This window comes from Bradyrhizobium sp., from assembly GCF_030697065.1.
Taxonomy (GTDB): Bacteria; Pseudomonadota; Alphaproteobacteria; order Rhizobiales; family Xanthobacteraceae; genus Bradyrhizobium.
Genome location: NZ_JAUYQU010000004.1, coordinates 1 through 24533, shown reverse-complemented (window position 1 = coordinate 24533; position 24533 = coordinate 1). Strand labels below are relative to the sequence as shown.

General features: G+C 62.5%; 21 protein-coding genes. 14 read left to right on the top strand and 7 right to left on the bottom strand.

The genetic code is table 11. The features are described 5' to 3' along the window. Nucleotides 1-46: 46 nt before the first annotated feature. Nucleotides 47-1102, top strand: coding sequence for an FkbM family methyltransferase (locus Q8R73_RS00260; protein ID WP_305717546.1), 1056 nt, complete (start codon nucleotides 47-49; stop codon nucleotides 1100-1102). A 61-nt stretch (nucleotides 1103-1163) separates the two neighbouring features. On the opposite strand, the gene Q8R73_RS00255 is transcribed toward Q8R73_RS00260, so the two are convergent. Beyond that, nucleotides 1164-2006 carry a uroporphyrinogen-III synthase gene (locus Q8R73_RS00255; RefSeq protein WP_305717545.1) on the bottom strand — a complete coding sequence of 281 codons (843 nt, stop codon included), beginning with the start codon at nucleotides 2004-2006 and terminating at the stop codon, nucleotides 1164-1166. A gap of 144 nt (nucleotides 2007-2150) precedes the next feature. Here Q8R73_RS00255 and purU point away from each other — a divergent pair, with 144 nt between their 5' ends. Next, the gene (gene purU / locus Q8R73_RS00250) at nucleotides 2151-3014 is read left to right on the top strand and encodes a formyltetrahydrofolate deformylase (RefSeq protein WP_305717544.1); all 864 of its coding nucleotides are present in this window, start codon (nucleotides 2151-2153) and stop codon (nucleotides 3012-3014) included. A 47-nt stretch (nucleotides 3015-3061) separates the two neighbouring features. On the opposite strand, the gene Q8R73_RS00245 is transcribed toward purU, so the two are convergent. Beyond that, a complete protein-coding gene (locus tag Q8R73_RS00245) occupies nucleotides 3062-3952 on the bottom strand; it encodes an NAD(P)-dependent oxidoreductase (protein WP_305717543.1) in 891 nt (296 codons plus the stop codon). A gap of 100 nt (nucleotides 3953-4052) precedes the next feature. Continuing rightward, nucleotides 4053-4328 (bottom strand): hypothetical protein, encoded by a 276-nt coding sequence (locus Q8R73_RS00240; RefSeq protein ID WP_305717542.1) that lies wholly within the window; start codon nucleotides 4326-4328, stop codon nucleotides 4053-4055. 334 nt (nucleotides 4329-4662) lie between these two features. Between Q8R73_RS00240 and Q8R73_RS00235 the strand changes: the two genes are divergently transcribed. From Q8R73_RS00235 to Q8R73_RS00210, 6 genes are all read left to right on the top strand, one after another. After that, entirely contained in the window at nucleotides 4663-5844 is a 1182-nt protein-coding gene (locus tag Q8R73_RS00235) for an ABC transporter substrate-binding protein (RefSeq protein ID WP_305717541.1), read from the top strand. A 128-nt stretch (nucleotides 5845-5972) separates the two neighbouring features. After that, nucleotides 5973-6842: a branched-chain amino acid ABC transporter permease gene (locus Q8R73_RS00230; protein WP_305717540.1), complete on the top strand. Its 870-nt coding sequence runs from the start codon at nucleotides 5973-5975 to the stop codon at nucleotides 6840-6842. A 6-nt stretch (nucleotides 6843-6848) separates the two neighbouring features. Beyond that, nucleotides 6849-7880 (top strand): branched-chain amino acid ABC transporter permease, encoded by a 1032-nt coding sequence (locus tag Q8R73_RS00225; protein ID WP_305717539.1) that lies wholly within the window; start codon nucleotides 6849-6851, stop codon nucleotides 7878-7880. Then, a complete protein-coding gene (locus Q8R73_RS00220) occupies nucleotides 7877-8629 on the top strand; it encodes an ABC transporter ATP-binding protein (protein WP_305717538.1) in 753 nt (250 codons plus the stop codon). Before Q8R73_RS00225 ends, Q8R73_RS00220 begins: the two co-directional genes overlap by 4 nt. Further along, nucleotides 8622-9338, top strand: a complete 717-nt coding sequence (locus Q8R73_RS00215) for an ABC transporter ATP-binding protein (RefSeq protein WP_305717537.1) — start codon at nucleotides 8622-8624, stop codon at nucleotides 9336-9338. Before Q8R73_RS00220 ends, Q8R73_RS00215 begins: the two co-directional genes overlap by 8 nt. Nucleotides 9339-9360: 22 nt before the next feature. After that, nucleotides 9361-10476: a cobalamin-independent methionine synthase II family protein gene (locus tag Q8R73_RS00210; protein WP_305717536.1), complete on the top strand. Its 1116-nt coding sequence runs from the start codon at nucleotides 9361-9363 to the stop codon at nucleotides 10474-10476. 67 nt (nucleotides 10477-10543) lie between these two features. Here the strand turns inward: Q8R73_RS00210 and Q8R73_RS00205 are convergent, their stop codons facing one another. Beyond that, nucleotides 10544-12037 (bottom strand): glycosyltransferase, encoded by a 1494-nt coding sequence (locus Q8R73_RS00205; protein WP_305717535.1) that lies wholly within the window; start codon nucleotides 12035-12037, stop codon nucleotides 10544-10546. Between the two features lie 339 nt (nucleotides 12038-12376). On the opposite strand from Q8R73_RS00205, the gene Q8R73_RS00200 reads away from it, so the two are divergent. The 6 genes from Q8R73_RS00200 (at nucleotide 12377) to Q8R73_RS00175 (ending at nucleotide 19119) form a co-directional block, all read left to right on the top strand. After that, entirely contained in the window at nucleotides 12377-13732 is a 1356-nt protein-coding gene (locus Q8R73_RS00200; protein ID WP_305717557.1) for a hypothetical protein, read from the top strand. A gap of 61 nt (nucleotides 13733-13793) precedes the next feature. Further along, nucleotides 13794-14990 carry a methionine adenosyltransferase gene (metK, locus tag Q8R73_RS00195; protein ID WP_305717534.1) on the top strand — a complete coding sequence of 399 codons (1197 nt, stop codon included), beginning with the start codon at nucleotides 13794-13796 and terminating at the stop codon, nucleotides 14988-14990. 204 nt (nucleotides 14991-15194) lie between these two features. Continuing rightward, nucleotides 15195-16625, top strand: a complete 1431-nt coding sequence (ahcY, locus tag Q8R73_RS00190) for an adenosylhomocysteinase (protein ID WP_305717533.1) — start codon at nucleotides 15195-15197, stop codon at nucleotides 16623-16625. Nucleotides 16626-16798: 173 nt separating this feature from the next. After that, complete coding sequence (locus Q8R73_RS00185) at nucleotides 16799-17218, top strand: nuclear transport factor 2 family protein (RefSeq protein ID WP_305717532.1); 420 nt, start codon at nucleotides 16799-16801, stop codon at nucleotides 17216-17218. A 56-nt stretch (nucleotides 17219-17274) separates the two neighbouring features. Beyond that, complete coding sequence (locus Q8R73_RS00180; RefSeq protein ID WP_305717531.1) at nucleotides 17275-18741, top strand: NAD(P)/FAD-dependent oxidoreductase; 1467 nt, start codon at nucleotides 17275-17277, stop codon at nucleotides 18739-18741. 222 nt (nucleotides 18742-18963) lie between these two features. Next, entirely contained in the window at nucleotides 18964-19119 is a 156-nt protein-coding gene (locus Q8R73_RS00175; RefSeq protein ID WP_305717530.1) for a hypothetical protein, read from the top strand. 33 nt (nucleotides 19120-19152) lie between these two features. On the opposite strand, the gene Q8R73_RS00170 is transcribed toward Q8R73_RS00175, so the two are convergent. The 3 genes from Q8R73_RS00170 to Q8R73_RS00160 all read right to left on the bottom strand — a co-directional run. Continuing rightward, nucleotides 19153-22170 (bottom strand): M10 family metallopeptidase C-terminal domain-containing protein, encoded by a 3018-nt coding sequence (locus Q8R73_RS00170; RefSeq protein WP_305717529.1) that lies wholly within the window; start codon nucleotides 22168-22170, stop codon nucleotides 19153-19155. Nucleotides 22171-22586: 416 nt separating this feature from the next. Next, nucleotides 22587-23291 carry a fumarylacetoacetate hydrolase family protein gene (locus Q8R73_RS00165; RefSeq protein ID WP_305717528.1) on the bottom strand — a complete coding sequence of 235 codons (705 nt, stop codon included), beginning with the start codon at nucleotides 23289-23291 and terminating at the stop codon, nucleotides 22587-22589. A 43-nt stretch (nucleotides 23292-23334) separates the two neighbouring features. Further along, nucleotides 23335-24533, bottom strand: a 1199-nt coding sequence (locus tag Q8R73_RS00160; RefSeq protein ID WP_305717527.1) for an ABC transporter ATP-binding protein, incomplete at its 5' end; no start/stop codon positions are given.

Genomic DNA, 24533 nt, shown 5'->3' with positions numbered 1-24533 from the left:
AACCCAGAATATGCGTCCTTCTCGCGGCGCATGAAGAAAGCCCGTAATGACCGAAGAATCATCGGCCAGGGAGCGCGAGAGCGTTTACCTTCGCGACCGGCAAACCGGGCCGCTCCATCGCGCAGCCGGGCGGCAGGATCTGAGAACACGTATCATCACGCGCGGGGTTCGAGCCGTGTGCGGCCCGTCGACGACCGTTCCGACGACGGCAGCGGCCAACATCCCGCTGTTCAGCGCAGGTCTGCGGTTCGTATGGCTCAAGTTGCTTGGTGCGGTGGGAATCAAGAATTTTGTAGCCAGAAGCGGGCTTGGCTACGACTTCGTCTGTCACGTTGGCGATCTCAGTGAACATCCGTTCTATCATCGCCGGGCCAACGAAAACGAGCTGGCATTGTGTGCCGCCTGGTTGCAGGATGAAAGCGAACCCGTCGTACTTGATGTCGGGGCTAATGTCGGCTTCGTGTCGACCCAGCTGGCACAGATGCTCGCCGCGCGTTCTCCGACGATCTATGCCTTCGAACCTGTGCCGGCGACGTTCACGAAACTCGAGCAGTCCGTGCGAGCCCTCGGTTTGAATGACCGGGTTCAGCCCGTAGCAGCCGCCGTTCTTGATGAACCGCGCCAGGTGTGCCTCAGCTATTCACTGAAGAACTCCCTCTATGCCCAGATCACGCCGGGTGGACTCAACCCGCGAGCGGGCGACCATCTCGCCCACGCGCAGGGAGTTACGCTGGATGCGTTCTGTGCGCAGAAAGGCATTCGTCCCGCGCTTCTGAAGATCGACGTCGAGGGGAGCGAAGTGGCCGTGTTGCGTGGAGCATCGCGGCTGCTCTCGGGGAGTGACCGACCTGCGATTCTCATCGAATATAATCCGCTTACGCTGTCGGAATGCGGTGCCACTGGAGGCTCCCTGAGCGAATTGCTTGCGGGCTATTCGCTCTATTACGTGGATGATCTCGAGGGACAAGCATTGCCCTTTGGCAGCCCGGTGTATCGAATCGAAGAGATTACCTGGATATGCAATCTGTTCGCGGTTCCGGAAGACTCGCTGGGGCGTTGGGCATCCGCGTTGAATCGCGCCGTGCACCGTCTCGAAGCGTGAGAGCGGTTGCCGTGCGCGTCGGTCTGGATTCGGGGTCCGGCGGCCCGCGGCGCGGTCCTGGCTAGCGGGCTGCGTTGCGGGGCGCGGTCTTGCCGAGCGATGTCGCCATCGCAGAGATCAGCGGCTTCATGAAGAAGGCATCGTGGGCGGGCGTGATGTCGGTGCGCAAGCCCTGGGACCGGAGTTCATCCGACACCACTGGCCCGACCGAGGCGATCGGCGTCCGCGCCAGTCCCTCGCGCAGTCTGTCCTCGCAATGATGCGCCCGCGCGACGTCGAACAGACGGCGCGCCTGACCCGAACTGGTCAGCGCAATCGCGTCGATACGGCCCTGCGCCATCTCGTCGATCGCGGCGATGATGCTGGTTTCGGCGACCTGTGCATCGTAGACGTAAGGCGAAACGGCATCGACCTCGGCGCCTTGCGCCTCGATAGCGCCGATCAGCACGCTGTGATCCTTGTCCGGATAGAGCTGCAGGCCGACGCGGTGGCCCGCAAGGTCGACGCGCGACAGCATCTCGGCGATCCCCTCCGAGGTCGGTTTCTCCGTCGTTGCCTGAGGCTCCAGCCCGATCTCGCGCAGCGCCCGACCGGGTTTGGGACCGCGGGCGAACTTGCGCGCCTTTCCGAGCACGGCGACAAAATCCTGGTCGACACCGGTCCGCCGCGCCACCGCCATCAGCCGCTGCAGGCCCTCGCCGGTCATCAGCACCAGATCGTCGCAGGGTTCTGCGATGAAACGGCCGATCCAGGCCTCGACCGGTGCCGGATCCGGTGCCTCGTGAATGGTGAACATCGGACATTGCAACACGTCCGCGCCCTGCTCGGTGAGCAGGCGGGAAAACTGCGCCTCCTCGCGGGTTTCCAGGATGAGAATGCGATAGCCGTTCAGTCTGTCAGCCATGGTCCTGCTCAACGCGATCCGGCTCTAACGCCGGTCGCCTGTTGTTTGTTCATCATGGCGCTGCGACCGGGATTGGCGCAAGGGCGTTCCGGGTGATAGAGCAGGCCGCAAATCGCTCGTCTTTCGGAAGTCATTCAGCTCGCCATGCCCGATCACCAGTTCGTTTTGACGTTGTCCTGCCCGGATCGCCCCGGCATCGTTTCGGCGGTATCGACGTTCCTTGCCCATAATGGCCAGAACATTCTCGATGCCCAGCAGTTCAATGACGTCGAGACCGGTCATTTCTTCATGCGGGTGGTGTTCAATGCCGCCGATCTCGCGGTCAATCTGGCGTCGCTGGAAACGGGTTTTCGCGCAATCGCCGAACGATTCGGCATGGAGTGGCTGATGCGCGACCGCGCCAGCCGTCGCAGGGTCATGCTGCTGGTCTCGAAATCCGATCACTGCCTCGCCGATATCCTGTATCGCTGGCGCACCGGCGAACTCGAGATGATTCCGACCGCGGTCGTCTCCAACCATCCGCGCGACACCTACAGCAATCTCGATTTCGGCGAGATTCCGTTTCACTATCTGCCGGTCACCAAGGAGACCAGGCGCGAGCAGGAAACCGCGGTCTGGAATCTGGTCGGCGAAACCCGCACAGATCTGGTGGTGCTGGCGCGCTATATGCAGATCCTGTCGGACGAGATGTCGGCGAGGTTGTCGGGACGCTGTATCAACATTCACCACTCGTTTCTGCCGGGCTTCAAGGGCGCGCGGCCCTACCATCAGGCTCATGAGCGCGGCGTCAAGCTGATCGGCGCCACCGCGCATTACGTCACCAGCGCACTCGACGAAGGCCCGATCATCGAACAGGATGTCGAGCGCATCAGCCATCGCGATACGCCCGAAGACCTGATTCGCAAGGGCCGCGACATCGAACGCCGCGTACTGGCGCGCGCCATGCGCCATCATCTGGAGGATCGCGTGATCCTCAACGGCCGCAAGACCGTGGTGTTCATGGACTGACGCGTTTTCTTGCGCGAACCGTTACACCACTTCGCTCGGAAAACGCTTTAGTCGAATTTGGGATTGAAGGTTCTCGGATTCCAGCCGAAGTCGCGGATTGCCGGCGCGGAATCGAACGTCATGTCTTTCATCATGCGGATGCCCATCGCGACATTGGCGCCGGGAAACAGCGGTTTCGCCAGAAGGAATCCGGCGCGCCACAGCAACGGCGGCACGGGAAAGGTGCGCCGCGGCATCCCCGATCCGTCGAAAATCCGGCCGATCATCTCCCGGTAGGGGAGTGTCTCCCCCCCGGGCAGCGCATAGAATTTGTTGATCGCAGCGTGGCTCGAGCCAGCGGCAAGCGCTCCGATCGCCAGATCCTCCGCATGCACCGGCTGGCGTAAACCCCTTGCGCCGCCGACCAGGGGCATGAAGCCGAACCTGCGAATGAGCCGCGACAACGGCGTGATATTGGTGTCGCGACCCTCGGCGTAGATCAAGGTCGGACGCAATATCGTCCAGCCCACATTGTGCTGTTCACATGCCGCGGCGATCCTTCGCTCGGCATCGGTAAGCCTCTTTATCATCTCGCGCTCGGCTTCGACTTCCGTGTTCTGCTTGGTAATCACGCTGGTCGAACTGAAGGCGACAACCCGCTTCAATGACGGGTTCAGGAGCTGTGGAAGGGCGTTGGCCAGAAGGATGGCGTCGGCCGTGCAAAACAGCGTTGTGAACGCCGGAAACTTCAATGAATCCGGCTTCAACAGATCGCCATGAAACCAATCGATGTCCGGTGTGCTCCGGTTGGTTCTCGACAGCACGAGAGGGCGCTGGTCTGCGCGCAGAAGCTGTTCGACGATATAGCCGCCGACCAGCCCTGTGCCACCAATGACCAGGCTCCTCGCTTCGTCGGTTTCTCGTCTCTTGGCGTCCACTTGGCGCACACGCTCCAGCATTCTCGAATCGCCCTGTTACAGCGGGCGGTTGTGCATTCTTAGTGGATCGATCGCGGGCCGCACAATCGCCAAAAGTTCGCTCGTTGGGCGCTTTCTCGCTTCACCGTACCTGCGCCGGGGATAACGGGTCGGTTTTGACGTCATCCCTTGTCGTCGCGGGTTCCAGTCGTTTTCGTTCCCGCTCCTGCATGAATTCGTCGTATTTGGCGGTACCGGGCCTCGGCGGAGCATCGGCGGGCATGCCGCCGGCCCATTGCGGGATCGCATCGCTCATTCCCGCCGCGAGTTTTTCGTTGATGGATCCACATCCGCCGAGGCCGCACGACGCAAGCGCAACGGCAAGGCTGGTGGCGAGATGGCGGGTGCCGATGGACATTGCTCGAGTTCGTGCCCTTTTATGGTGAATTCCTTCATGAGGCCTGAGCGCCCCCGATGGATCCGGTCCGCCGATGTCGCTTGGGGGACTTGCCTCAGCCTAACCCATCAGCGGAATTGAGAAAATTGCGCTTGGTCGTTGTTGTTGGTATTTTAATACCTGAAGACTTGCCGGCGTGTCCGGATGGCTTCATTCGCCTCCGCCAGGCGGGGGCGCCATGCCGCGCCGATATAGGACGTCATGCCGAGGCGGTACATGGCTGAAAGATCGGGGTTATGGTACGGCAAGGCCGGCACTCGGTTCGAGGCACGAAGCCGATCAGGGGAGAGCGTTCATGTCGTTTCGCACGGGATTACTGTCGTTGGCTGCCACTGGCATCGCACTCGCCGTCGCGGCCGGAGCGGCTCCGGCCAGCGCGCAGGAGAGCGTGAAGATCGGCCTGATCCTGCCGATGACCGGCGGCCAGGCTTCGACCGGCAAGCAGATCGACAATGCGGTCAAGCTCTACATGCAGCAGAAGGGCGACACCGTTGCCGGCAGGAAGATCGAGATCATTCTGAAGGACGATGGCGCGGTCCCCGACAATACCAAGCGCATCGCGCAGGAACTGATCGTCAACGAGAAGGTCAATTTCATCGCCGGCTTCGGCGTGACCCCGGCAGCGCTTGCCGCGGCGCCGCTGGCGACCCAGGGCAAGATCCCGCAAATCGTGATGGCGGCCGGTACATCGATCATCACCGAGCGCTCGCCCTATATCGTGCGGACAAGTTTTACCCTCGCGCAATCCTCCACCATCATCGGCGACTGGGCCGCCAGGAACGGCATCAAGAAGGTCGCGACGCTGACCTCGGACTACGCGCCCGGCAACGACGCGCTGAACTTCTTCAAGCAGAATTTCACCGCGGGCGGCGGCGAAATCGTCGAAGAGGTCAAGGTACCGCTGGCCAATCCCGACTTCGCGCCGTTCCTGCAGCGGATGAAGGACGCCAAGCCGGACGCGGTGTTCGTGTTCGTTCCGGCCGGACAAGGCGGCAACTTCATGAAACAATATGCCGAGCGCGGTCTCGACAAGTCGGGCATCAGGGTGATCGGTCCCGGCGACGTGATGGACGACGATCTCCTCAACAACATGGGCGATGCCGCGCTCGGCACCGTCACCGCGCACCATTACTCCGCCGCGCATCCCTCCGCGATGAACAAGGAGTTCGTTGCCGCCTACAAGAAAGCCTACGGCAATCGCCCGGGCTTCATGGCGGTGAGCGGCTATGACGGCATCCACATGATCTACGAGGCCTTGAAAAAGACCGGTGGCAAGACCGACGGCGATGCGCTGGTCGCGGCGATGAAGGGGATGAAGTGGGAGAGCCCGCGCGGCCCGATCTCGATCGATCCGGAAACCCGCGACATCGTGCAGAACATCTATATCCGCAAGGTCGAGAAGGTCGACGGCGAGCTCTACAACGTCGAATTCGCGACCTTCGAGGCCGTCAAGGATTCCGGCAAGACGAAGAAGTGACGCGCGAAAGCGCGTCATCCCGGGGCGCGCATTAGCGCGAACCCGGGATCTCGACATCGTTGGACAAGATTCCGGGTTCAGCGCTCCGCGCTGCCCCGGAATGACGGAGAGCCTTCCGGCGTTTGCCCATGACCACGCTGTTCACCATCCTGTTCGACGGCGTCGCCTACGGCATGTTGCTGTTCGTGCTGGCCTGCGGCCTCGCCGTCACGCTCGGATTGATGAACTTCGTGAATCTCGCGCATGGCGCGTTCGCCATGACCGGCGGCTATGTCTGCGCGGTGCTGGTGAATCAATCCGGCTGGCCGTTCTTCGCCGCACTGCCGCTGGCGTTCGTCGTCAGCGCTGCGATCGGCGTGGCGCTGGAACGCTCGTTGTACCGCCATCTCTACACCAGAAGCCACCTCGACCAGGTGCTATTCTCGGTCGGCCTCGTCTTCATGTCGGTGGCGGCGGTCGACTACATCATGGGGTCGTCGCGGATCTTCATCAGGCTGCCGGCGGCGCTGGAGGGGCAGATCGATTTCTTCGGCGTCGGCATCGGCCGTTATCGGCTGATGATCATCGTCATCTGCGGCCTGCTCACCCTGGCCCTTCAACTGGTTCTGGCGCGCACCCGGTTCGGCAGCCGGCTGCGGGCGGCGGTCGACGATCCCCGCGCTGCCAGCGGGCTTGGCATCAACGTGCCGCAGGTGTTTGCCTTTACCTTCGCCTTCGGCTGCGGGCTCGCCGGCCTCGGCGGAGCGCTCAGCGCCGAGATCCTCGGGCTCGATCCCTATTTTCCGCTGAAGTTCATGATCTATTTCCTGATCGTGGTCACCGTCGGCGGCTCCTCCAGCATCACCGGTCCGTTCATGGCCTCGCTGCTGCTCGGCATCGGCGACGTCGCCGGCAAGTATTACGTGCCCAAGATGGGGCCGTTCGTGATCTACACCATCATGATCGTGATCCTGATCTGGCGTCCGAACGGCCTGTTCGGCCGCACAGCCGCGCGTTGAAGCCTGATGACCGCGCAAGATGACGTCGGATATCATGCCAGGCAGCAAGCGCGATGGCGCCTCAGCGAAGTCGCATTCTGGGTTCTCGTGCTGGCTTGCGCGTTGCTGTTTCCCTCCCGCTATCTGATCATGACCGACATCCTGCGGCTCGCTTTGTTTGCCTTGTCGCTCGATCTGATCCTGGGCTATGCCGGCGTGGTATCGCTCGGTCACGCCGCGTTCTTCGGCATCGGTGCCTATTCGGCCGGGCTGCTGGCGCTGCACGGCATTGTTCCCGAGCCGGTGCTCGCGCTGTTCGTCGCCGGCCTCATCGCCACCGTGGTCGGCTTTCTCACCAGCTTCCTCGTGATCAGGGGCGTCGACCTGACCCGGTTGATGGTGACGCTGGGGATTGCGCTGCTGCTGGAAGCGCTGGCAGAGCGCTTCTCCAACATCACCGGGGGTTCCGACGGTCTGCAGGGCATCGAAATGCAGCCGATCCTCGGACTGTTCGCGTTCGACATGTTCGGCAAGGTCGGTTTCTTCTACTGCCTCACGGTGTTGTTCATCCTGTTCCTGCTGGCGCGGCGGATCGTGCATTCGCCGTTCGGCCTGTCGCTGCGCGCCATCCGCAACAATCCGCTGCGGGCGGCGGCGATCGGCATCCCGGTCAACCGGCGGCTGATCGCTATCTACACGCTGTCGGCGTTTTATGCGGGAATCGCGGGCGCCCTGTTCACCCAGACCACGGCGCTGGCCTCGCTGGATGTGTTCTCGTTCGAAAAGTCGGCAGATCTGATGTTGGTCCTGGTCATCGGAGGCACCGGTTATCTCTACGGCGGGTTGATCGGGGCGGTGGTGTTCAAGATGCTGCAGGAGATTTTCCAGACCATCACGCCGCAATACTGGCTGTTCTGGATCGGCCTCGTGCTGGTCGTGATCGTGCTGGTCGGTCGACCGCGCATGCACCGCTGGGCGCTGTGGCTGCCGAACCTGGTGATCCGGCGGTTTGCCGGACGCAAGGCGGTCGTCGCCGTTCCGGAAAGGGACGGGCCATGACGCTGGCGCTGGAAACGATCGGGCTGGAGAAAAGCTTCGGCGGCCTCAGGGTCACCCAGGACCTGTCGCTCAGGATAGAGCAGGGCGCCCGCCACGCGCTGATCGGTCCGAACGGCGCCGGCAAGACCACCGTCATCAATCTCCTGACCGGCATGCTCAAGCCCGATGCCGGGCGCATCCTGCTCAAAGGCAGCGACATCACCGATCTCGCCGTCCACACCAGGGTGCTGCGCGGGCTGTCGCGCACCTTCCAGATCAACCAGCTCTATGCCGATTTGACACCGCTCGAAACCATCGGACTTGCGGTCTCGGAACGGCTCGGCCGCGGCGGCGACTGGTGGCGCCGGATGGGGACGCGCAACGACGTGAATGCCGAGATAGCGGAAAATCTGGTGCGGTTCCACTTGCTCGACGTCATGAACGAGCCGACGGTGACCCTGCCGTACGGAAAGCAGCGCCTGCTCGAGATCGCGGTCGCTATTGCCGCCAGGCCGCGCGTGCTGCTGCTGGACGAGCCGGCCGCCGGCGTGCCGGAAAGCGAGCGCCACGATATCCTCGCCGCCGTGGCGGCATTGCCGCGCGACGTCACGGTGCTCCTGATCGAGCACGACATGGATCTGGTGTTCTCGTTCGCCGACCGCATTTCGGTGCTGGTCAACGGCGCCATGCTGGTGGAGGGCCCGCCGGACGAGGTGGCGCGCGATCGAAGGGTGAAGGCGGTTTATCTCGGCGAGGCCGCCGATGCCTGATCTCCTGGCCATCGAAGGCCTGCGCGCGGGTTACGGCGAAGCGGTGGTATTGCCCGGCATGTCGCTGCGCTTGCCGGAAAGCCAGGTGCTTGCACTGCTCGGCCGCAACGGCGCCGGCAAGACCACTCTGATCAATTCGATCGTCGGCATCACCCGCCGGTTCAGTGGCGGCATCACCCTCGGCGGGCTCGACATCACCGCGATGCGGCCGGATCAACGGGCGCGGGCGGGCATCGGCTGGGTGCCGCAGGAGCGCAATATCTTCCGTTCCCTCACGGTGGAGGAAAACATGACCGCCGTCGCCCAGCCGGGGCCCTGGACGGTGGCGAAAGTCTACGAGATGTTTCCGCGGCTGAAGGAGCGCCGCAACAATTTCGGCAACCAGCTTTCCGGCGGCGAGCAGCAGATGCTGGCGATCGGCCGGGCGCTGACGCTCAATCCGAAGGTGTTGCTGCTGGACGAGCCGACCGAGGGGCTGGCCCCGATCATCGTCGAGGAGTTGCTCGAGGCGCTGGGCACCATCACCCGGGCCGGAGGCATTTGTGCGGTCATTGTCGAACAGAACGCGCAAAAGATTCTAGGGCTTGCCGACCGCGTTGTGATATTGGAGCGCGGCGCGATCGTCCATGATGCGGCCAGCAGCACGTTGAAAGCCGATTCCGCCGCGCTGGAGCGCTTTCTCGGCGTCTCCGGCGCCGCCGCCCACTAATTTTTCCTCGGGAGTTGAGACCATGCAGCGAACCAAAGCCCCGTTCCGCGCCGACGAGGTCGGCAGCCTGTTGCGGCCGCCGCGCATCAAGGAGGCGCGCGCCAGGCTGGAGAAGGGCGAGATCTCCGCCGACGACCTGCGCAAGGCCGAGGACATGGAGATTGAAAAGGTCGTGCACAAGCAGGCCTCGATCGGCCTGAAGCTCGCGACCGACGGTGAATTCCGCCGCTCCTGGTGGCATTTCGATTTTCTCGCCAAGCTCACCGGGTGCGAATTGTTTCATCCCGAGACCGGCATCCAGTTCGCGGGCGTGGAGACCCGGCACGACGCGGTGCGGGTGATCGGCAAGCTCGATTTCCCCGACGATCATCCGATGCTGGACCATTTTCGTTTCCTGAAGAAACATGCCGATGTCGCGCATGTGATGCCGAAGATGACGATCCCGTCGCCGGCGGTGCTGCACTTCCGCGGCGGCCGCAAGTCGATCTCGAAAGACGTCTATCCCGATCTCGACGCCTTCTTCGAGGATCTCGGCAAGACCTACCGCAAGGCCGTCAAGGCGTTTTACGACGCCGGCTGCCGCTACCTTCAGTTCGACGATACGGTCTGGGCCTATCTGTGCTCGCAGGAGGAATTGAAGAAGGCCCGCGAGCGCGGCGATAACCCCGACGGCCTGCAGGAAATCTACGCCCGTGTCATCAACTACGCGATCGCCGAGCGGCCGGCCGACATGACCATCACCACGCATGTCTGCCGCGGCAATTTCCGTTCCACCTGGATTTCGTCCGGCGGCTACGAGCCGGTGGCCGAAACGCTGCTCGCCGGCACCAATTACGACGGCTACTTCCTGGAATATGATTCGGACCGCGCCGGCGGCTTCGAGCCGCTGCGCTATCTGCCGAAGGGCAACAAGATCGTGGTGGTCGGCGTCATCACCTCGAAATCGGGCGAACTGGAAAAGAAGGAAGACATCAAGCGTCGGCTGGAAGAGGCGAGCAGATTTGCACCGCTCGATCAGCTCGCGGTTTCGCCGCAATGCGGTTTTGCATCCACCGAGGAAGGCAACCTGCTCACCGAGGAGGAGCAGTGGGCGAAACTGAAGCTCGCTGTCGATGTCGCCCGGGAGGTGTGGGGGTAGGGCCGCGGTCGGCTGGTTCGGGCAAGGATCCGGGTTTCGCGAGCCAGCTTGCCGGAACCGGCAGACCTCAGATTGCCTTGAGCTTGCGATAGGCAAACCAGACCATCTTCAGCAGCAGCCAGCCGTCGCGAAAACGCGAAATCTGGGTTTCGCCGAACGTTCGCGCCTTGTAGTGGATCGGCGTCTCGATGATCTTGAGATGCTGTTTCGCGGCGCCGAAGATCAGATCAAAGTCGCCGAACGGATCGAAGTTGCCGAAGTAAGCGCGCTCCTGCGCCAGCAGCTCGTAGTCTCTTCGCAGCAAGGCTTTGGTGCCGCACAGGGTGTCGGTCAGGCGGGTATTGACGAGATAGCTGAACAGATAGGCGAAGCAGCGGTTGGCAATGAAATTCAGCGGACGCATCGCCTCGTTTTCCATCGGATACACAAGTCGGGTGCCGTTGACGAATTCGGCCTTCCCGCTCTCGATCACCGCATGGTATTTTGGCAGCGCTTCCGGCGGCATCGTCAGATCGGCATCCAGGATCATCAGCACATCGCCGGTCGCGGCGGCAAACCCCTTCCGGACCGCGTCGCCCTTGCCTTTGCCGTCCTGTTTCAGGACCTTGATGACCCAACTGTCCCTGTAGGCATCGCGGACCCGCTCGCATTCTTCGAACGTGCCGTCGCTGGAATTTCCTTCGACGAACAGGATTTCCTGGGCGGAGCCGAATTTCGGCATGCGCCGGATCGCGTTTTCGATGTTGCCCCTTTCGTTGCGACAGGGAATGAGAACGCTGGCGGAAAATTTGCGGTTCGGAAAATGGCGGACCGGCCGTCCGATGATGTAGGTGCGAAGGCACAACTGCCTGATCCCGGGCAGGGGCGCGATGTACCGGTTGATAAACGGCCCAAGCCCAAGCCAGCGCCGCGGAAGCAATTGGCGCTGCTCCTGGCTGATCACCTCGAAATCAGCGAGCTCCATCAGGTTCAGGAAGTCGGCGGTGGCGATATAGTTGATCTCGGGCTGCTTGCTGCGCAGGCGTAACGTCTCTGCGAGTTTCAGGACCGGTTCCCACAGATGCGAGTAATAGGCGATGATGATGCGCGTCGACGGCGAACACAATTGCTGGACCTGCCGCAGGGTACCGTCGATATCCTCGAACATCCCGATCGTATCGGCCATCACGATGTAGTCGAAAGGTCCCTCGATCGAGGTGATCGTGGCCGGATCCTCGACGTCCCCGTGGACGAAATGCAGATCGGGATACCGGGTCTTCGCTTGCGCGATTGTCCTGGCGCCGAAATCGACGCCGACGCCATAGGACGGTTGCAGGGCGGCCAGCAAATCTCCCCGGCCGCAGCCGAGTTCGAGTACCCGTTTGCCCGGTGGAATCAGAAATCGCATGAACTTGCGATCGTCGTCGTGATAGGCGGCGTTGAAATCGCGCCAGCGATCGAGTTCCTCGCTGTTGCCCTCGAAGTGGTCGAGCAGGTCGCGTTTGCGCCTCGAAAGCTCGATCGAACGTGAGGGGTCCGAGCGTACGGCAATCACTGCGGTCTCGGAGGAGTCAAAATTCATGATCTGGCGTCTGGAAGGGATCGAAGATGCAATCGGATTCGCCGAAACGGGACCGGCAAGCGACCGCCCGACTTCTAGACTGAATTGGCGCTTGGCTGTACCGAAATTGTTCCCGCAGGGCTTGCTCCGTCGATCTGCTGCAGGATGACGGTGTGCAGAGGAGGCCCCTGCCGTGCCGCATTCCGGCGCATGCAATCCCGGGCTTCCAGGGCTTGCGAGATCGTTGCCGCAGCCGGCCAAGTTAGCCCTGCATTCCCTTGGTGGGCAGGCAGTGTTAGGACACCCGCGCCATCCGCTGCTGCCCACCGGCTTGTCCCAAATCCAGACAAACCCCGCCGAATGAAAAACGACCAGATCCTCGCCCTGATCTCCGAATTCTGCCGGCAGGCGGACATGGCAGAATCGACCTTCGGCCGCCGCGCCGTCAATGACGGCAAGCTGGTGCACCGCTTGCGCGAGGGCAAGCGCATCACCATCGACACACTGGACCGGATCCAGGCCTATATCGCGGCTTCCACGCCCGGCGGGCTACCGCCGCCGCGCGGGCTTGAGGTGCCACCCGAGAAGCGGGATCCTCGCGGTAATTTCCGATTTTTCGAGAATCGGCAGAAATACCTGCTGTTTGTCCATACCTGCAGCGAAAAGCGGGTGATCGCCGAGCGCGTTGGGCTGGAACTCGGCAGCATCCACCCCCGGCCGCCCGCGCTGAGGGTATTCGATGCCGGGGTCGGCGACGGCACGGTCCTGGCGCGGGTGATGCGCTCGATGCACGGCCGCTTCCCCCATATGCCGTTCTACATCGCCGGCAAGGAGCTCAGTCTGGAGGACGTCCGGCTGACCCTCGACAAGGTGCCGGATCGTCTGTTCGAGCACCCGGCCACGGTTTTCGTACTGACCAACATGTATTATGCCGAGGCGCCATGGCTTACGCCGGCCTCGCCCGCGGCTGCCGCGGGCATGATTTGGCATGAGGTGGTCCTGCAGGGCGCCTCCTCGGGCGAGTTCGAGGCCCAGATCGCCGCATTGGGGCCATTTCTGGAGCAAAACTGGCGGGCCAATGTCAGCCCGCGTTCGGGCATGCCGGTCTATGAGCGGCCGGTCGCCATCGTGCTGTACCGGGAGGATCACCGGTTTTTGCTCGATTCGATCATCCCGCGGGCCGGCCGTTCCGAGGCCAATTTCGACCTGATCATCGCCTCGCAGCCCTACCGGGCGAAATCTTCTGTGAATTTCCGCGCTAGGCGCATCATTGCCCCGCTGGCCCGGGCGCTCCGGGCCGGAGGCCGTTTGATTGGAATTCACTCCCACGGGCAGGATCCGGGGCTGGAGATCATCCAGTCGGTCTGGCCGGGAGAAAATCCTTTCGCGGTGAGCCGTCATGAGCTATTGCGCGCGGTGAAATACGAGCTGGGATCGGCCGGGCGCGATCTTAACTTTAATGCATATGCCGATAACCGCTCGATCTTCCGATATGATATGGAAGCGCTGCCCAACGAGGTCACCGGCTCGATCGGAACCTCCACGGCCTTTGCAGCGTGGAACGCCGCGGTGTATGTCGCCCAGATCGAAGACGACCGGTTGACGGAAATGACAGAAAGCGGCCGCACTCTCGATGCCACCAGGGAAGTTCTGCGCAAGCATAACGGGCTCTGGTTCTACGACGAATCCTACGTCATCTCGCGCCGTCGCGACTGACATTTCAGGACACACTTTTCGATGAGGACCGCCGAGGTCAGGCGGAAAAAGGGGTTGGTTGATGCGCGCGTATTATCTGTTCACCAGTGAGTCGGTATCCGAAGGTCATCCGGACAAGGTCTGCGACAGGATTTCGGACGAGATCGTCGATCTGTTCTTCCGCGAAGGCCAGAAGGCTGGCTTCGACCCCTGGGCGATTCGCGCGGCCTGCGAAACCCTCGCCACCACCAACCGGGTGGTGATCGCCGGCGAGACCCGCGGCCCCGCCTCGGTCACCAACGAGCAGATCGAGAGCGTGGCCCGCGCCGCGATCAAGGACATCGGCTACGAGCAGGAAGGCTTTCACTGGGAGAAGGCCAAGGTCGAAATCCTGCTGCATCCGCAATCCGCCGACATCGCGCAGGGCGTCGATGCGCTGCAGCCCGGCACCAACAAGGAAGAGGGCGCCGGCGACCAGGGCATCATGTTCGGTTACGCCACCAGCGAGACCCCCGACCTGATGCCGGCGCCGCTGTTCTACGCCCACAAGATCCTGCGGCTGATCTCGGAGGCGCGCCACTCCGGCAAGGAGAAGGTGCTGGGTCCGGACTCCAAGAGCCAGGTCACCGTGCAATACGAAAACGGCAAGCCGGTCGGCGTCACCCAGATCGTGGTCTCGCACCAGCATCTGGTCGAGGACATGTCGTCCAGCCAGGTGCGCGACTGCGTCGAACCCTATGTTCGGCAGGCGCTGCCGGAGGGCTGGATCAACGGCAAGACCACCTGGCACGTCAACCCGACCGGCAAGTTCTACATCGGCGGTCCCGACGGCGACGCCGGCCTCACCGGCCGCAAGATCATCGTCGACACCTATGGCGGCGCGGCGCCGCATGGCGGCGGCGCCTTCTCCGGCAAGGACCCGACCAAGGTGGATCGTTCGGCGGCCTATGCCGCGCGCTATCTCGCCAAGAACATCGTCGCGGCCGGCCTGGCCGGCCGCTGCACGCTGCAGCTCGCCTATGCCATCGGCGTGGCGCGGCCGCTGTCGATCTACATCGATACCCACGGCACCGGACAGGTGCCCGAGGACAAGCTCGAGAAGGCCGTGGCCGAGGCGATGGACCTGACGCCGCGCGGCATCCGCAAGCACCTCGACCTCAACAAGCCGATCTACGCCCGCACCTCGTCCTACGGCCATTTCGGCCGCACCCCGGACAAGGACGGCGGTTTCTCCTGGGAAAAGACCGACCTGGCCGACGCGCTGAAGCGCGCCGTCTGACTTCTCACCTCTCCCCGCTTGCGCGGAGAGGTCGGCGTGTAGCGCCGGGTGAGGGGACTATCCGCGAGGCGGTGCTTGTTGAGAGAGCCCCTCACCCCAACCCTCTCCCCGCAAGAGCGGGGCGAGGGGGCAGACCGCGCCTTAATGCGTTCAGTTTTGTTTTGTACCGATAAGTCCGAATTCACCTGTTCAGGGATCAACCACATGACCGCCGCCGCCAAGAAGCCCGCCTTCACCGATTACATCGTCAAGGACATTTCGCTGGCCGAATTCGGCCGCAAGGAAATCTCGCTGGCCGAGACCGAGATGCCCGGCCTGATGGCGACTCGCGAGGAATACGGCCCGAAGCAGCCGCTGAAGGGCGCCCGCATCGCCGGCTCGCTGCACATGACGATCCAGACAGCGGTGCTGATCGAGACCCTGGTAGCGCTGGGTGCCGACGTCCGCTGGGTCTCCTGCAATATCTATTCGACCCAGGACCACGCCGCGGCCGCGATCGCGGCGGCCGGCATTCCCGTGTTCGCGGTGAAGGGCGAGAGCCTGGTCGAATACTGGGACTACACCGCGCGGATGTTCGACTGGCACGGCGGCGGCACCCCCAACATGATCCTCGATGACGGCGGCGACGCCACCATGCTGGTGCATCACGGCCTGCGCGCCGAGCAGGGCGACACAGCGTTCCTCGACAAGCCGGAATCGGACGAAGAGGAAGTGTTCTACGCGCTGATCAAGCGGCTGCTGAAGGAAAAGCCGAAAGGCTATTTCGCCGAGATCGCGAAGAACATCAAAGGCGTTTCGGAAGAGACCACCACCGGCGTGCACCGCCTCTACGAGATGCAGAAGAGCGGCAAGCTGCTGTTCCCGGCGATCAACGTCAACGACTCCGTTACAAAATCGAAGTTCGACAACCTCTATGGCTGCCGGGAGTCGCTGGTCGACGGCATCCGCCGCGGCACCGACGTCATGATGTCCGGCAAGGTGGCGATGGTCGCGGGCTTCGGCGATGTCGGCAAGGGCTCGGCGGCCTCGCTGCGCCAGGCCGGCTGCCGCGTCATGGTGTCCGAAATCGATCCGATCTGCGCGTTGCAGGCGGCGATGGAAGGCTACGAGGTCGTCACCATGGAAGACGCCGCGCCGCGGGCCGATATCTTCGTCACCGCCACCGGCAACAAGGACATCATCACCATCGAGCACATGCGCGCGATGAAGGTTCGCGCCATCGTCTGCAACATCGGCCACTTCGACAACGAGATCCAGATCGGGCATCTGAAGAACCTGAAGTGGGACAACATCAAGCCGCAGGTCGACGAGATCACCTTCCCCGACGGCAAGCGGATGATCCTGTTGTCGGAAGGCCGCCTGGTGAACCTCGGTAACGCCATGGGCCATCCGAGCTTCGTGATGTCGGCGTCGTTCACCAACCAGACGCTGGCGCAGATCGAGTTGTGGGCCAACAACAAGGACGGCAAATACAAGAAGGAAGTCTACGTGCTGCCGAAGTCGCTCGACGAGAAGGTCGCCCGGCTGCATCTCGCCAAGATCGGCGTCAAGCTGACCGAACTGCGCAAGGACCAGGCCGACTACATCGGCGTCAAGCCGGAAGGCCCGTTCAAGAGCGATCATTACCGGTACTAAGACGATCAGCCTTTTAAGAAAACCACAAGCAACCCCAAGCCCCGGAGCGATCCGGGGCTTTTTGCTGGTCAGATTTCGCAATCTGTGGTAGTGAAGCCGCAAGAAATTGCATCTGCCATTTCAGACATTTCAGGCGGAGAATCCTTTTTCACGATCAAGCATTCGGGAGGCTAATGATGTCCAACGAAGCAGCCAACGTCGAAATCCTCAAAGAGGCTTATGGCAAGTGGCATGAAACGAAGGGCGGCAGTCTCAATCATTTCCTGGGCTTCGCCGACCCGGAGATCAGCTTCGGTTCGGTTCCCAGAGGTGCCGCTCCGCTGACATTCGCAAAGCAATACGACAATCGTGAAGCGATGAAGGCTTATTTCGACGGCCTGCTGAAAGACTGGACCATGGAGCATTACACGGTCGACGAGTACATCGCGCAGGGCGATACGGTGGTCGCGCGCGGGTCGTGCGCATGGACCAACAAGAAAACCGGCAAAATCGCGGAGACGCCGAAAGTCGATTTCTGGCGGTTCCGCGACGGCAAGGCAGTCGAGTTCTACGAATATTTCGATACCGCCTGTGTCGCGATGGCGGCGACGTAGCGATCCCGGTTGCAATTTCGCTCCGGTCTGCCCATTACTCGGGCAGGGAGAGCGCGATGACGGATACCTCAGAACATTTCGACGTCCTGATCGTCGGTGCCGGCCTGTCCGGCATCGGTGCGGGTTTTCACCTGCAACAGAAGTGCCCGGGCAAGAGCTTCGTCATTCTGGAGGGCCGCGACTGCATCGGCGGCACCTGGGATCTGTTCCGCTACCCCGGCATCCGCTCCGACAGTGACATGTTCACGCTGGGCTATTCGTTCAAGCCGTGGGTCGAGGCCAAGGCGATCGCCGACGGGCCGCGGATCTTGAACTATGTCCGCGAGACCGCGGCCGAGAACGGCATCGACAGGAAGATCCGCTTTCATCACCGGGTCAAGCGCGCGTCGTGGTCGACGCCGGAGGCGCGCTGGAGCGTGGAAGTCGAGCGCACGACAGGCGAGGGTGGCACCGAGCTGGTGCGCTTCACCTGCAATTTCCTGTTCATGTGCTCGGGCTATTACAGATACGAGGAAGGCTACACGCCGGAATTCGCCGGCCGCGACGATTTCGCCGGCCGCATCGTGCATCCGCAGAAATGGACCGACGACATCGACTATGCCGGCAAGCGGGTGGTGGTGATCGGCTCGGGCGCCACCGCGGTGACGCTGGTGCCGGAGATGGCCAAGACCGCCGGTCACGTCACAATGCTGCAGCGCTCGCCCACCTACGTGGTGGCGCGGCCGGCGGAGGATCCGGTCGCCAACAAGCTTCGCGCGAAGCTGCCGTCGAAGTTGGCCTATCATCTGATCCGCTGGCGCAACGTGGGCTGGGGCATGTTCTTCTTCCAGCTCTCCAAACGCAAGCCGGCCAAGGTCAAGGACATGATTCTCGGCGGCGTCAGGATGGCGCTCGGGCCGGACTACGATGTCGCCACTCATTTCACGCCGCGCTACAATCCCTGGGACCAGCGGCTCTGCCTGGTGCCAGACGGCGACCTGTTCAAGGCGATCCGGGACAAGCGCGCTTCGGTCGTCACCTCGGAGATCGACCATTTTACCAAAGGTGGCATCAAGCTGAAGGACGGCAGCGAACTCGAGGCCGACATCATCGTCACCGCGACCGGGCTGGTGCTGCAGGTGCTCGGCGGTATGCAGGTCGATGTCGACGGCCGCGCGGTCGATTTCGCGAGAACGCTGAACTACAAGGGCATGATGTATTCCGACGTGCCCAACATGGCGTCGGCGTTCGGCTACACCAATGCGTCGTGGACGCTGAAATGCGACCTGACCTGCGAATATGTCTGCCGCCTGATCAACTACATGGACCGGCACGGCTACAGGCAATGCGTGGCACACAATGTCGATCCCGGCGTCACTGAATTGCCGTCGCTCGATTTCTCGTCGGGCTATGTGCAGCGCTCGATCGCGAAGATGCCCAAGCAGGGCTCGAAGCGGCCGTGGCGGCTGTACCAGAACTATGCGCTCGACATCGTCACGCTGCGCTACGGCAAGGTCGATGACGGCGTGATGCGGTATTCGTGAGCGGCGGAGCAGGCCGGCGAACAGGCGCCGTCCTGAGCCGCGGTCAGGCGGGGCTGCCGCTCCCGCCTCGCCTGCGGGCTGCACCGGTGGTCCCTGGGGCATGCGTTGTTTCACGTATTCGCGCCGTTCGGCGAATCGGCGAGCATGGGGAAGGTTAACGTCGTATTAATCGACCAATCCTAGGCTTGCGGGATTGAGGCTCGAGACAGCATGAGGAAACCCATGGACGCCCAGAGAATTGCCGTGGATGCGATCGTGACGCTGACCGACTGCGACCGTGAGCAGGTCGTGGCCTTCATCCGCCGGCTTTACCTGACCGGTGTGACGGATCCCAAGCGCCTGACCTTCAAGGGCCTGCAGGCTTTGGCGCGGGGCTGAGCTTCCCCAACAGCGGTTGCAGCGCGGCGCTCTTTAGTGGCTGTCGAAACCGCTGGTGAGACCCAGATGGGCGATCTTCATGGCATCGGCGTCCACGAAGTGGAATTGCTGAAGGATGCCGGCCGCTGATCCCGGCAGGGCCTGCCAATGGCCAGACAGAACATCGGCGAGCGACGACGCCATCTTGCTGCCCGCCGCCAGCGCCCATTCCAGTTCGGCGATGCCGGCCTGATCTTTGCCGTCGGCAGTGTCGAATACGAAAACAGGCGACTGCGCAACGCCTGCGGCCAGCGGCGCTTGCGCGGTCCCGATGACGCCGTTGCCGGTCAAATCCTGGTGGAAACTGGCCTCAAACGAAGCGATTGCGGCGCCCGTTCCCTGCACTTCACTGACGTAGTTGCCGTTGTTGTCGGTGGTCCAGATCATATAGTGGTCGGCGGCGCCAAACTTCCAGGCGACCTGATACCCGGTCGCCGTTTTCTCTCCGGCGATCGGAATCCAGGCGCCGGTGTGTCCCGCCGTAACCAGCGAGCCGGTGTATTTCACCGCGGGGCCGGACCCCGTGCTGGTATCGTAAAGATAATAGCTGCTTCCAACCTGTGACAGGCTGGTCGAACCAAATGCTTCAATGGCTCCTGAAGCGCCGACGATACCGTTGCCGTTCAAATCCTGTTGGAAAATGGTCTCGTAGGAAGAGATAGCGGCGCCTGATCCCTGCACTTCACTGACGTAGTTGCCGGTGTTGTCAGTCGTCCAGATCATATAGTGGTCGGCGGCGCCAAACTTCCAGGCCACCTGATACCCGGTCGACGTTTTCTCTCCGGCGATCGGCATCCAGGCGCCGGTGTGTCCCGCCGTCACCAGCGAGCCGGTATACTTCAACGAAGGACCTGACCCCGTGCCGGCAGCGTAAAGATAATAGCTGTTTCCGACCTGTGACAGGCTGGTCGAACCAAACGCTTCAATGCTGCCGGAAATGCCGACAATGCCGTTGCCGTTCAAATCCTGTTGGAAAACAGCCTCGTAGGATGAGATTGCGGCGCCCGTCCCCTGTACTTCACTGACGTAGTTGCCGTTGTTGTCGGTCGTCCAGATCATATAGAAGTCGGCGGCCCCAAATTTCCAGGTCACCTGATACCCGGTCGACGTTTTCTCTCCGGCGATCGGCATCCAGGCGCCGGTATGTCCCGCCGTAACGAGCGAGCCGGTATATTTAATCGAAGGACCGGACGTGCCGCCGTTGCCATAAAGATAATAACTGTTTCCCACCTGTGTCAGGCTCGTCACACCGAACGACTCGATCGCGGCGCCCAAATTACCGATGACGCCATTGCCGTTCAGGTCCTGGTGGAAAGCGGTCTCGAACGATGCGATGACGGCGCCTGTTCCCTGCACTTCGCTGACGTGGTTGCCGTTGTTGTCAGTCGACCAGATCATGTAGTAGTCGGCGGCACCAAATTTCCAAGCCACCTGGTACCCGGTCGACGTTTTCTCTCCGGCGATCGGCATCCAGGCGCCGGTATGTCCCGCCGTCACCAGCGAGCCGGTATATTTCAACGAAGGACCGGACGTGCCGCCGTTGCCGTAAAGAAAATAACTGTTTCCAACCTGTGTCAGGCTCGTCACACCGAGCGCCTCGATCACGGTGCCGACTGGCTGGATCCCGATCAGGTCGGCGGCGCCCAGCGCAATATTGCCGGCAAGGTCGATGGCGAAGTCGACGACCTGATCGCCGTTGGTGTAGCCCCGAATGACGGTGACGCCGCGGGCGGAGTCGTAGAAATAATTGAGTGCGCCGGCAATGCCGTCGAAGCCTGAAGTGCCGATGAAGCGGAACAGGTCGTGGGCTCCGGAGCCCGCGATCGCGTCGATGCCGCTGAGATCGATCCGGTCGACGCCGGAGACAAAGTCGGTGATCCGGTCGCGCTGACCGCTCGCCGCCGAACTGTCGCCGAAGGCAAAAACGAAAACGTCGGCGCCGCCTCCGCCGGTGAGCGTGTCGACGCCGATGCCGCCGACCAGCCGATCGATGCCTGCGCCGCCGATCAGGGTATCGTTGCCGCCGCCGCCGCTCAGCGTGCAGCCCAGGTCATTCGAATACAGCCTGTCGCTGCCGCTGCCGCCGATCGCCTTCTCGACAATGGTGTTAAGCGCGATCCCGATATTGTTGGTCAGTCCGCCTACCGAGCAGAAAGCGCCGGCACGCAGATCGATGGTCTGGGCCGTCGAATAGCCGGAGCAGTCGAGGGTGTCGTTGCCGCCGCTGTCGTAGATCGTCAGCGCGGGCGCCTGGCTGTAGTTTGCGAAGCTGAAAATCGATCCGGCGGTGTTGTTGAAGCCATATACGGTATCGCCGGTGCGGGTGGTCGCCGCGCCATAGATCGCCTGGATCGCGTAGATGTCGGCCATTTGCGGCGTGACTACGTAACGGTACGAGCCGCCGTAATTGTTCTGCGCAAAGTACGACATGAGCGAGTATTGCCAGGTGTCGTTGGCGTAGAGTGCGCTGGTCGAATAGGACCCGCTGCCATTGTAGGGACCCTGATGACCGAGGCCGAGGGCGTGACCGATCTCGTGAAGGTAGGTCTGGTAGCCGTAGCTATCGATTCCCGTTTTGCCGTCATAGGCGCCGCCGCCATTGGTGATCCAGTCGGCGCTGATATTGACGGTTGCCGAACTGATGATTCCGGAGCCGTTGTAATTGCTGGATGCCCAGGCCGTCATCGTGCCGTTATGCGTGAAGGTGATGTTCGCGGCACCGGAGGTCTGAACGAAGTTCAGGTTGGCAACCTCGTGCCAGGCGTTCAGCGCCGATTGCGCGAGCATTTGCTCGTTCGCATTCAACCCGCTGATATTGTAGGTGATGGTCGAGCTACCGAAGTGATGCGCGATCGTGTCGTTGTCTTGCCAGAATCCGTTGACCAGGTAGTCGCCGAGCTGCGCGATCGTCGCGACGGGTTTGGCGGCGCTGGTGACGACGTTTGACGATACGTCCGCCGCGTCCGCGCCGAAGTGTATGTTGTAACCGAGCCCTGCACATAACTGGCACATGCGTTAGCCCACCGTCCTGATCGGGAGGTGCAATGCGGTTCGGTTCATTATGGCGCTGTTCACGTGACGACCGACCTCCGGACAAGGGCGGCCGAGATCGTCAACCGAACGGGCCCGCCTTTGCTCGGCGCATTACAGGTCGGTTTCCGTTTAGAAACCTTTACGGTTAAGCCTTCAATTGCTGCCCCCGTAGTTGTCCGGGGATCGGAGTGTCGGAAAGGCGGTACGCTGGATATTGCCGGAAGTTTCCTGGGGCCGGCGACTCCAGCCCGGGCGTCACGGCGGCCAATCCGCTATGGTTAATGAAATGTGAAGAACTGCGTAGTTCTACTGAGAAGCGCGTAAATCCGGACGCAAAAAAGGGCTCCGGAGCGGGTCCGGAGCCCTGATTTCGTACTCTCGTCGGTAAACGCCTTCTATGCCGCCGGCGGGCCGATCGCAACCTTGAGATTGCCGACGCCGTCGACCCCGCATTCGATCTTGTCGCCGGGCTTGAGCTGGGAAACGCCGGCCGGCGTACCCGTCATGATGATGTCGCCGGCGGCGAGCGCGACCTGCTGCGAGAGCTGCCAGATGATCTCCGGCACGTTCCAGATCAGTTCGGTGAGGTCGCCCTTCTGGGTTTCGGTTCCGTTGACGGTCAGCCAGATCCTGCCCTTGGAGGGATGGCCGATCTTCGCTGCGGGCTGCAGGGCCGAGCAGGGCGCGGAATAATCGAAGGATTTGCCGACTTCCCACGGCCGCTCCTTCTTGCGCGAGGCGATCTGCAGGTCGCGGCGGGTGAGGTCGATGCCGACGCCGTAGCCGTAGACGTGGTCGAGCGCCTTGTCGGCCGCGATATTCAGGCCGCCGCTCTTCATCGCCACGACGAGCTCGACCTCGTGGTGCAGATCCTTGGTCAGTGGCGGGTAGGGAATGGTGGCGCCATCGGCGACCAGCATGTCGGCATGCTTGGCGAAAAAGAACGGTGGCGCCCGCTCGTCATTGCCCATCTCGCGGATGTGCTCGAGATAGTTGCGACCGACGCACCAGATGCGTCGAACGGGGTAGGAGTTTTGTTCGCCGACCACGGGAAGCGAGGGCTGCGGCGGAGCGGGAATGACATAGGCTGTGGCGTTCATGACGGTCTCGGCGGGTTCAGGAAAGAAAACTCGAAAGCCAGCTTTACGCGGTTGCGGTGATCGGCGCCAGTGTCAGCGGCCCGGCATCGCGGTGCTGCAGGCGGAAGAACGATGCGTAGCGTCCGCCGCGGCGCAGCAGGTCGTCATGCCGGCCGCGCTCGACGATCTCGCCGCCCTCGACCACCAGAATGGCGTCGGCGTGCATGATGGTGTGCAGCCGGTGGGCAATCACGATGGTGGTGCGGTTCCGGCACAGATGCTCGATCGCTTCCTGCACCAGCTTTTCGGACTCCGAATCCAGCGCGGCGGTCGCCTCGTCGAGCAGGATGATCGGCGCATTCCTGATCAGCGCGCGCGCCACCGCAATGCGCTGGCGCTGGCCGCCGGACAGTTGTGTGCCGTGCTCGCCCACCGGCGTGTCGTAGCCGAGCGGAAATCCCATGATGAAATCGTGGGCGCAGGCGGCCCGGGCGGCGACCTCGATTTCGTCCTGCGTCGCGCCGACCTTGCCGAACGCGATGTTGGCGCCGATCGAGTCGCGGAACAGATAGACGTCCTGCCCGACATAGGCGGTCTGCTGGCGCAGCGACCGGCGCGATACCGCGGAAATCGCCTGCCCGTCGATCAGAACGTCGCCGTCGCTCACTTCATAGAGCCGCAGCAGCAGCCCCAGCACGGTGGATTTGCCGCCGCCGGAGGGGCCGACCAGCGCGGTCATCTTGCCGGGCTCGGCGACGAAGCTCATGCGGTTGAGTACGGGCTCGTCCGGGCGGTAGGCGAACGTCACGTCGCGAAACTCGACCCGCGCATCGATCAGCTTCAGCGCCGGCTTGTCGTCGTCGACAGGCTCGCTGGAAGGGCTGTCGACGATCTCCAGCAATTTGCGGGCGCCGATCAGGTTGCTGTTGAGCTCGATATTGAGCCGTGCCAGGCGCTTGGCCGGCTCGTAGGCCATCAGGAACGCGGTCAGGAAGGAAAAGAACTGGCCCGGCGTGGCGCCCATCGCCACCACGCTGTAGCCGCCATACATCAGTCCGCCCGCCACCGCGAAACCGCCGAGCGTTTCCATCAGCGGGCTGGAGCGATTTGCGACCCGCGCCATCTTGTTGGCGTTGCGCTCGACTGCGGTGATGCTGGCGTCGATGCGCTGGCGCATCGCCGCTTCGAGCGTAAAGGCCTTGACGGTGCGAATGCCCTGCAGCGATTCCTGCATGGTTTCCATGATGTCGGCGGTGCCGGAGA

Bases quoted from the DNA above. Each gene is read 5' to 3' on its own strand.
- Q8R73_RS00260 (WP_305717546.1), top strand. From the start codon at position 47: ATGACCGAAGAATCATCGGCCAGGGAGCGCGAGAGCGTTTACCTTCGC.
- Q8R73_RS00255 (WP_305717545.1), bottom strand. From the start codon at position 2,006: ATGGCTGACAGACTGAACGGCTATCGCATTCTCATCCTGGAAACCCGC.
- purU (WP_305717544.1), top strand. From the start codon at position 2,151: ATGCCCGATCACCAGTTCGTTTTGACGTTGTCCTGCCCGGATCGCCCC.
- Q8R73_RS00245 (WP_305717543.1), bottom strand. From the start codon at position 3,952: ATGCTGGAGCGTGTGCGCCAAGTGGACGCCAAGAGACGAGAAACCGAC.
- Q8R73_RS00240 (WP_305717542.1), bottom strand. From the start codon at position 4,328: ATGTCCATCGGCACCCGCCATCTCGCCACCAGCCTTGCCGTTGCGCTT.
- Q8R73_RS00235 (WP_305717541.1), top strand. From the start codon at position 4,663: ATGTCGTTTCGCACGGGATTACTGTCGTTGGCTGCCACTGGCATCGCA.
- Q8R73_RS00230 (WP_305717540.1), top strand. From the start codon at position 5,973: ATGACCACGCTGTTCACCATCCTGTTCGACGGCGTCGCCTACGGCATG.
- Q8R73_RS00225 (WP_305717539.1), top strand. From the start codon at position 6,849: ATGACCGCGCAAGATGACGTCGGATATCATGCCAGGCAGCAAGCGCGA.
- Q8R73_RS00220 (WP_305717538.1), top strand. From the start codon at position 7,877: ATGACGCTGGCGCTGGAAACGATCGGGCTGGAGAAAAGCTTCGGCGGC.
- Q8R73_RS00215 (WP_305717537.1), top strand. From the start codon at position 8,622: ATGCCTGATCTCCTGGCCATCGAAGGCCTGCGCGCGGGTTACGGCGAA.
- Q8R73_RS00210 (WP_305717536.1), top strand. From the start codon at position 9,361: ATGCAGCGAACCAAAGCCCCGTTCCGCGCCGACGAGGTCGGCAGCCTG.
- Q8R73_RS00205 (WP_305717535.1), bottom strand. From the start codon at position 12,037: ATGAATTTTGACTCCTCCGAGACCGCAGTGATTGCCGTACGCTCGGAC.
- Q8R73_RS00200 (WP_305717557.1), top strand. From the start codon at position 12,377: ATGAAAAACGACCAGATCCTCGCCCTGATCTCCGAATTCTGCCGGCAG.
- metK (WP_305717534.1), top strand. From the start codon at position 13,794: ATGCGCGCGTATTATCTGTTCACCAGTGAGTCGGTATCCGAAGGTCAT.
- ahcY (WP_305717533.1), top strand. From the start codon at position 15,195: ATGACCGCCGCCGCCAAGAAGCCCGCCTTCACCGATTACATCGTCAAG.
- Q8R73_RS00185 (WP_305717532.1), top strand. From the start codon at position 16,799: ATGATGTCCAACGAAGCAGCCAACGTCGAAATCCTCAAAGAGGCTTAT.
- Q8R73_RS00180 (WP_305717531.1), top strand. From the start codon at position 17,275: ATGACGGATACCTCAGAACATTTCGACGTCCTGATCGTCGGTGCCGGC.
- Q8R73_RS00175 (WP_305717530.1), top strand. From the start codon at position 18,964: ATGGACGCCCAGAGAATTGCCGTGGATGCGATCGTGACGCTGACCGAC.
- Q8R73_RS00170 (WP_305717529.1), bottom strand. From the start codon at position 22,170: ATGTGCCAGTTATGTGCAGGGCTCGGTTACAACATACACTTCGGCGCG.
- Q8R73_RS00165 (WP_305717528.1), bottom strand. From the start codon at position 23,291: ATGAACGCCACAGCCTATGTCATTCCCGCTCCGCCGCAGCCCTCGCTT.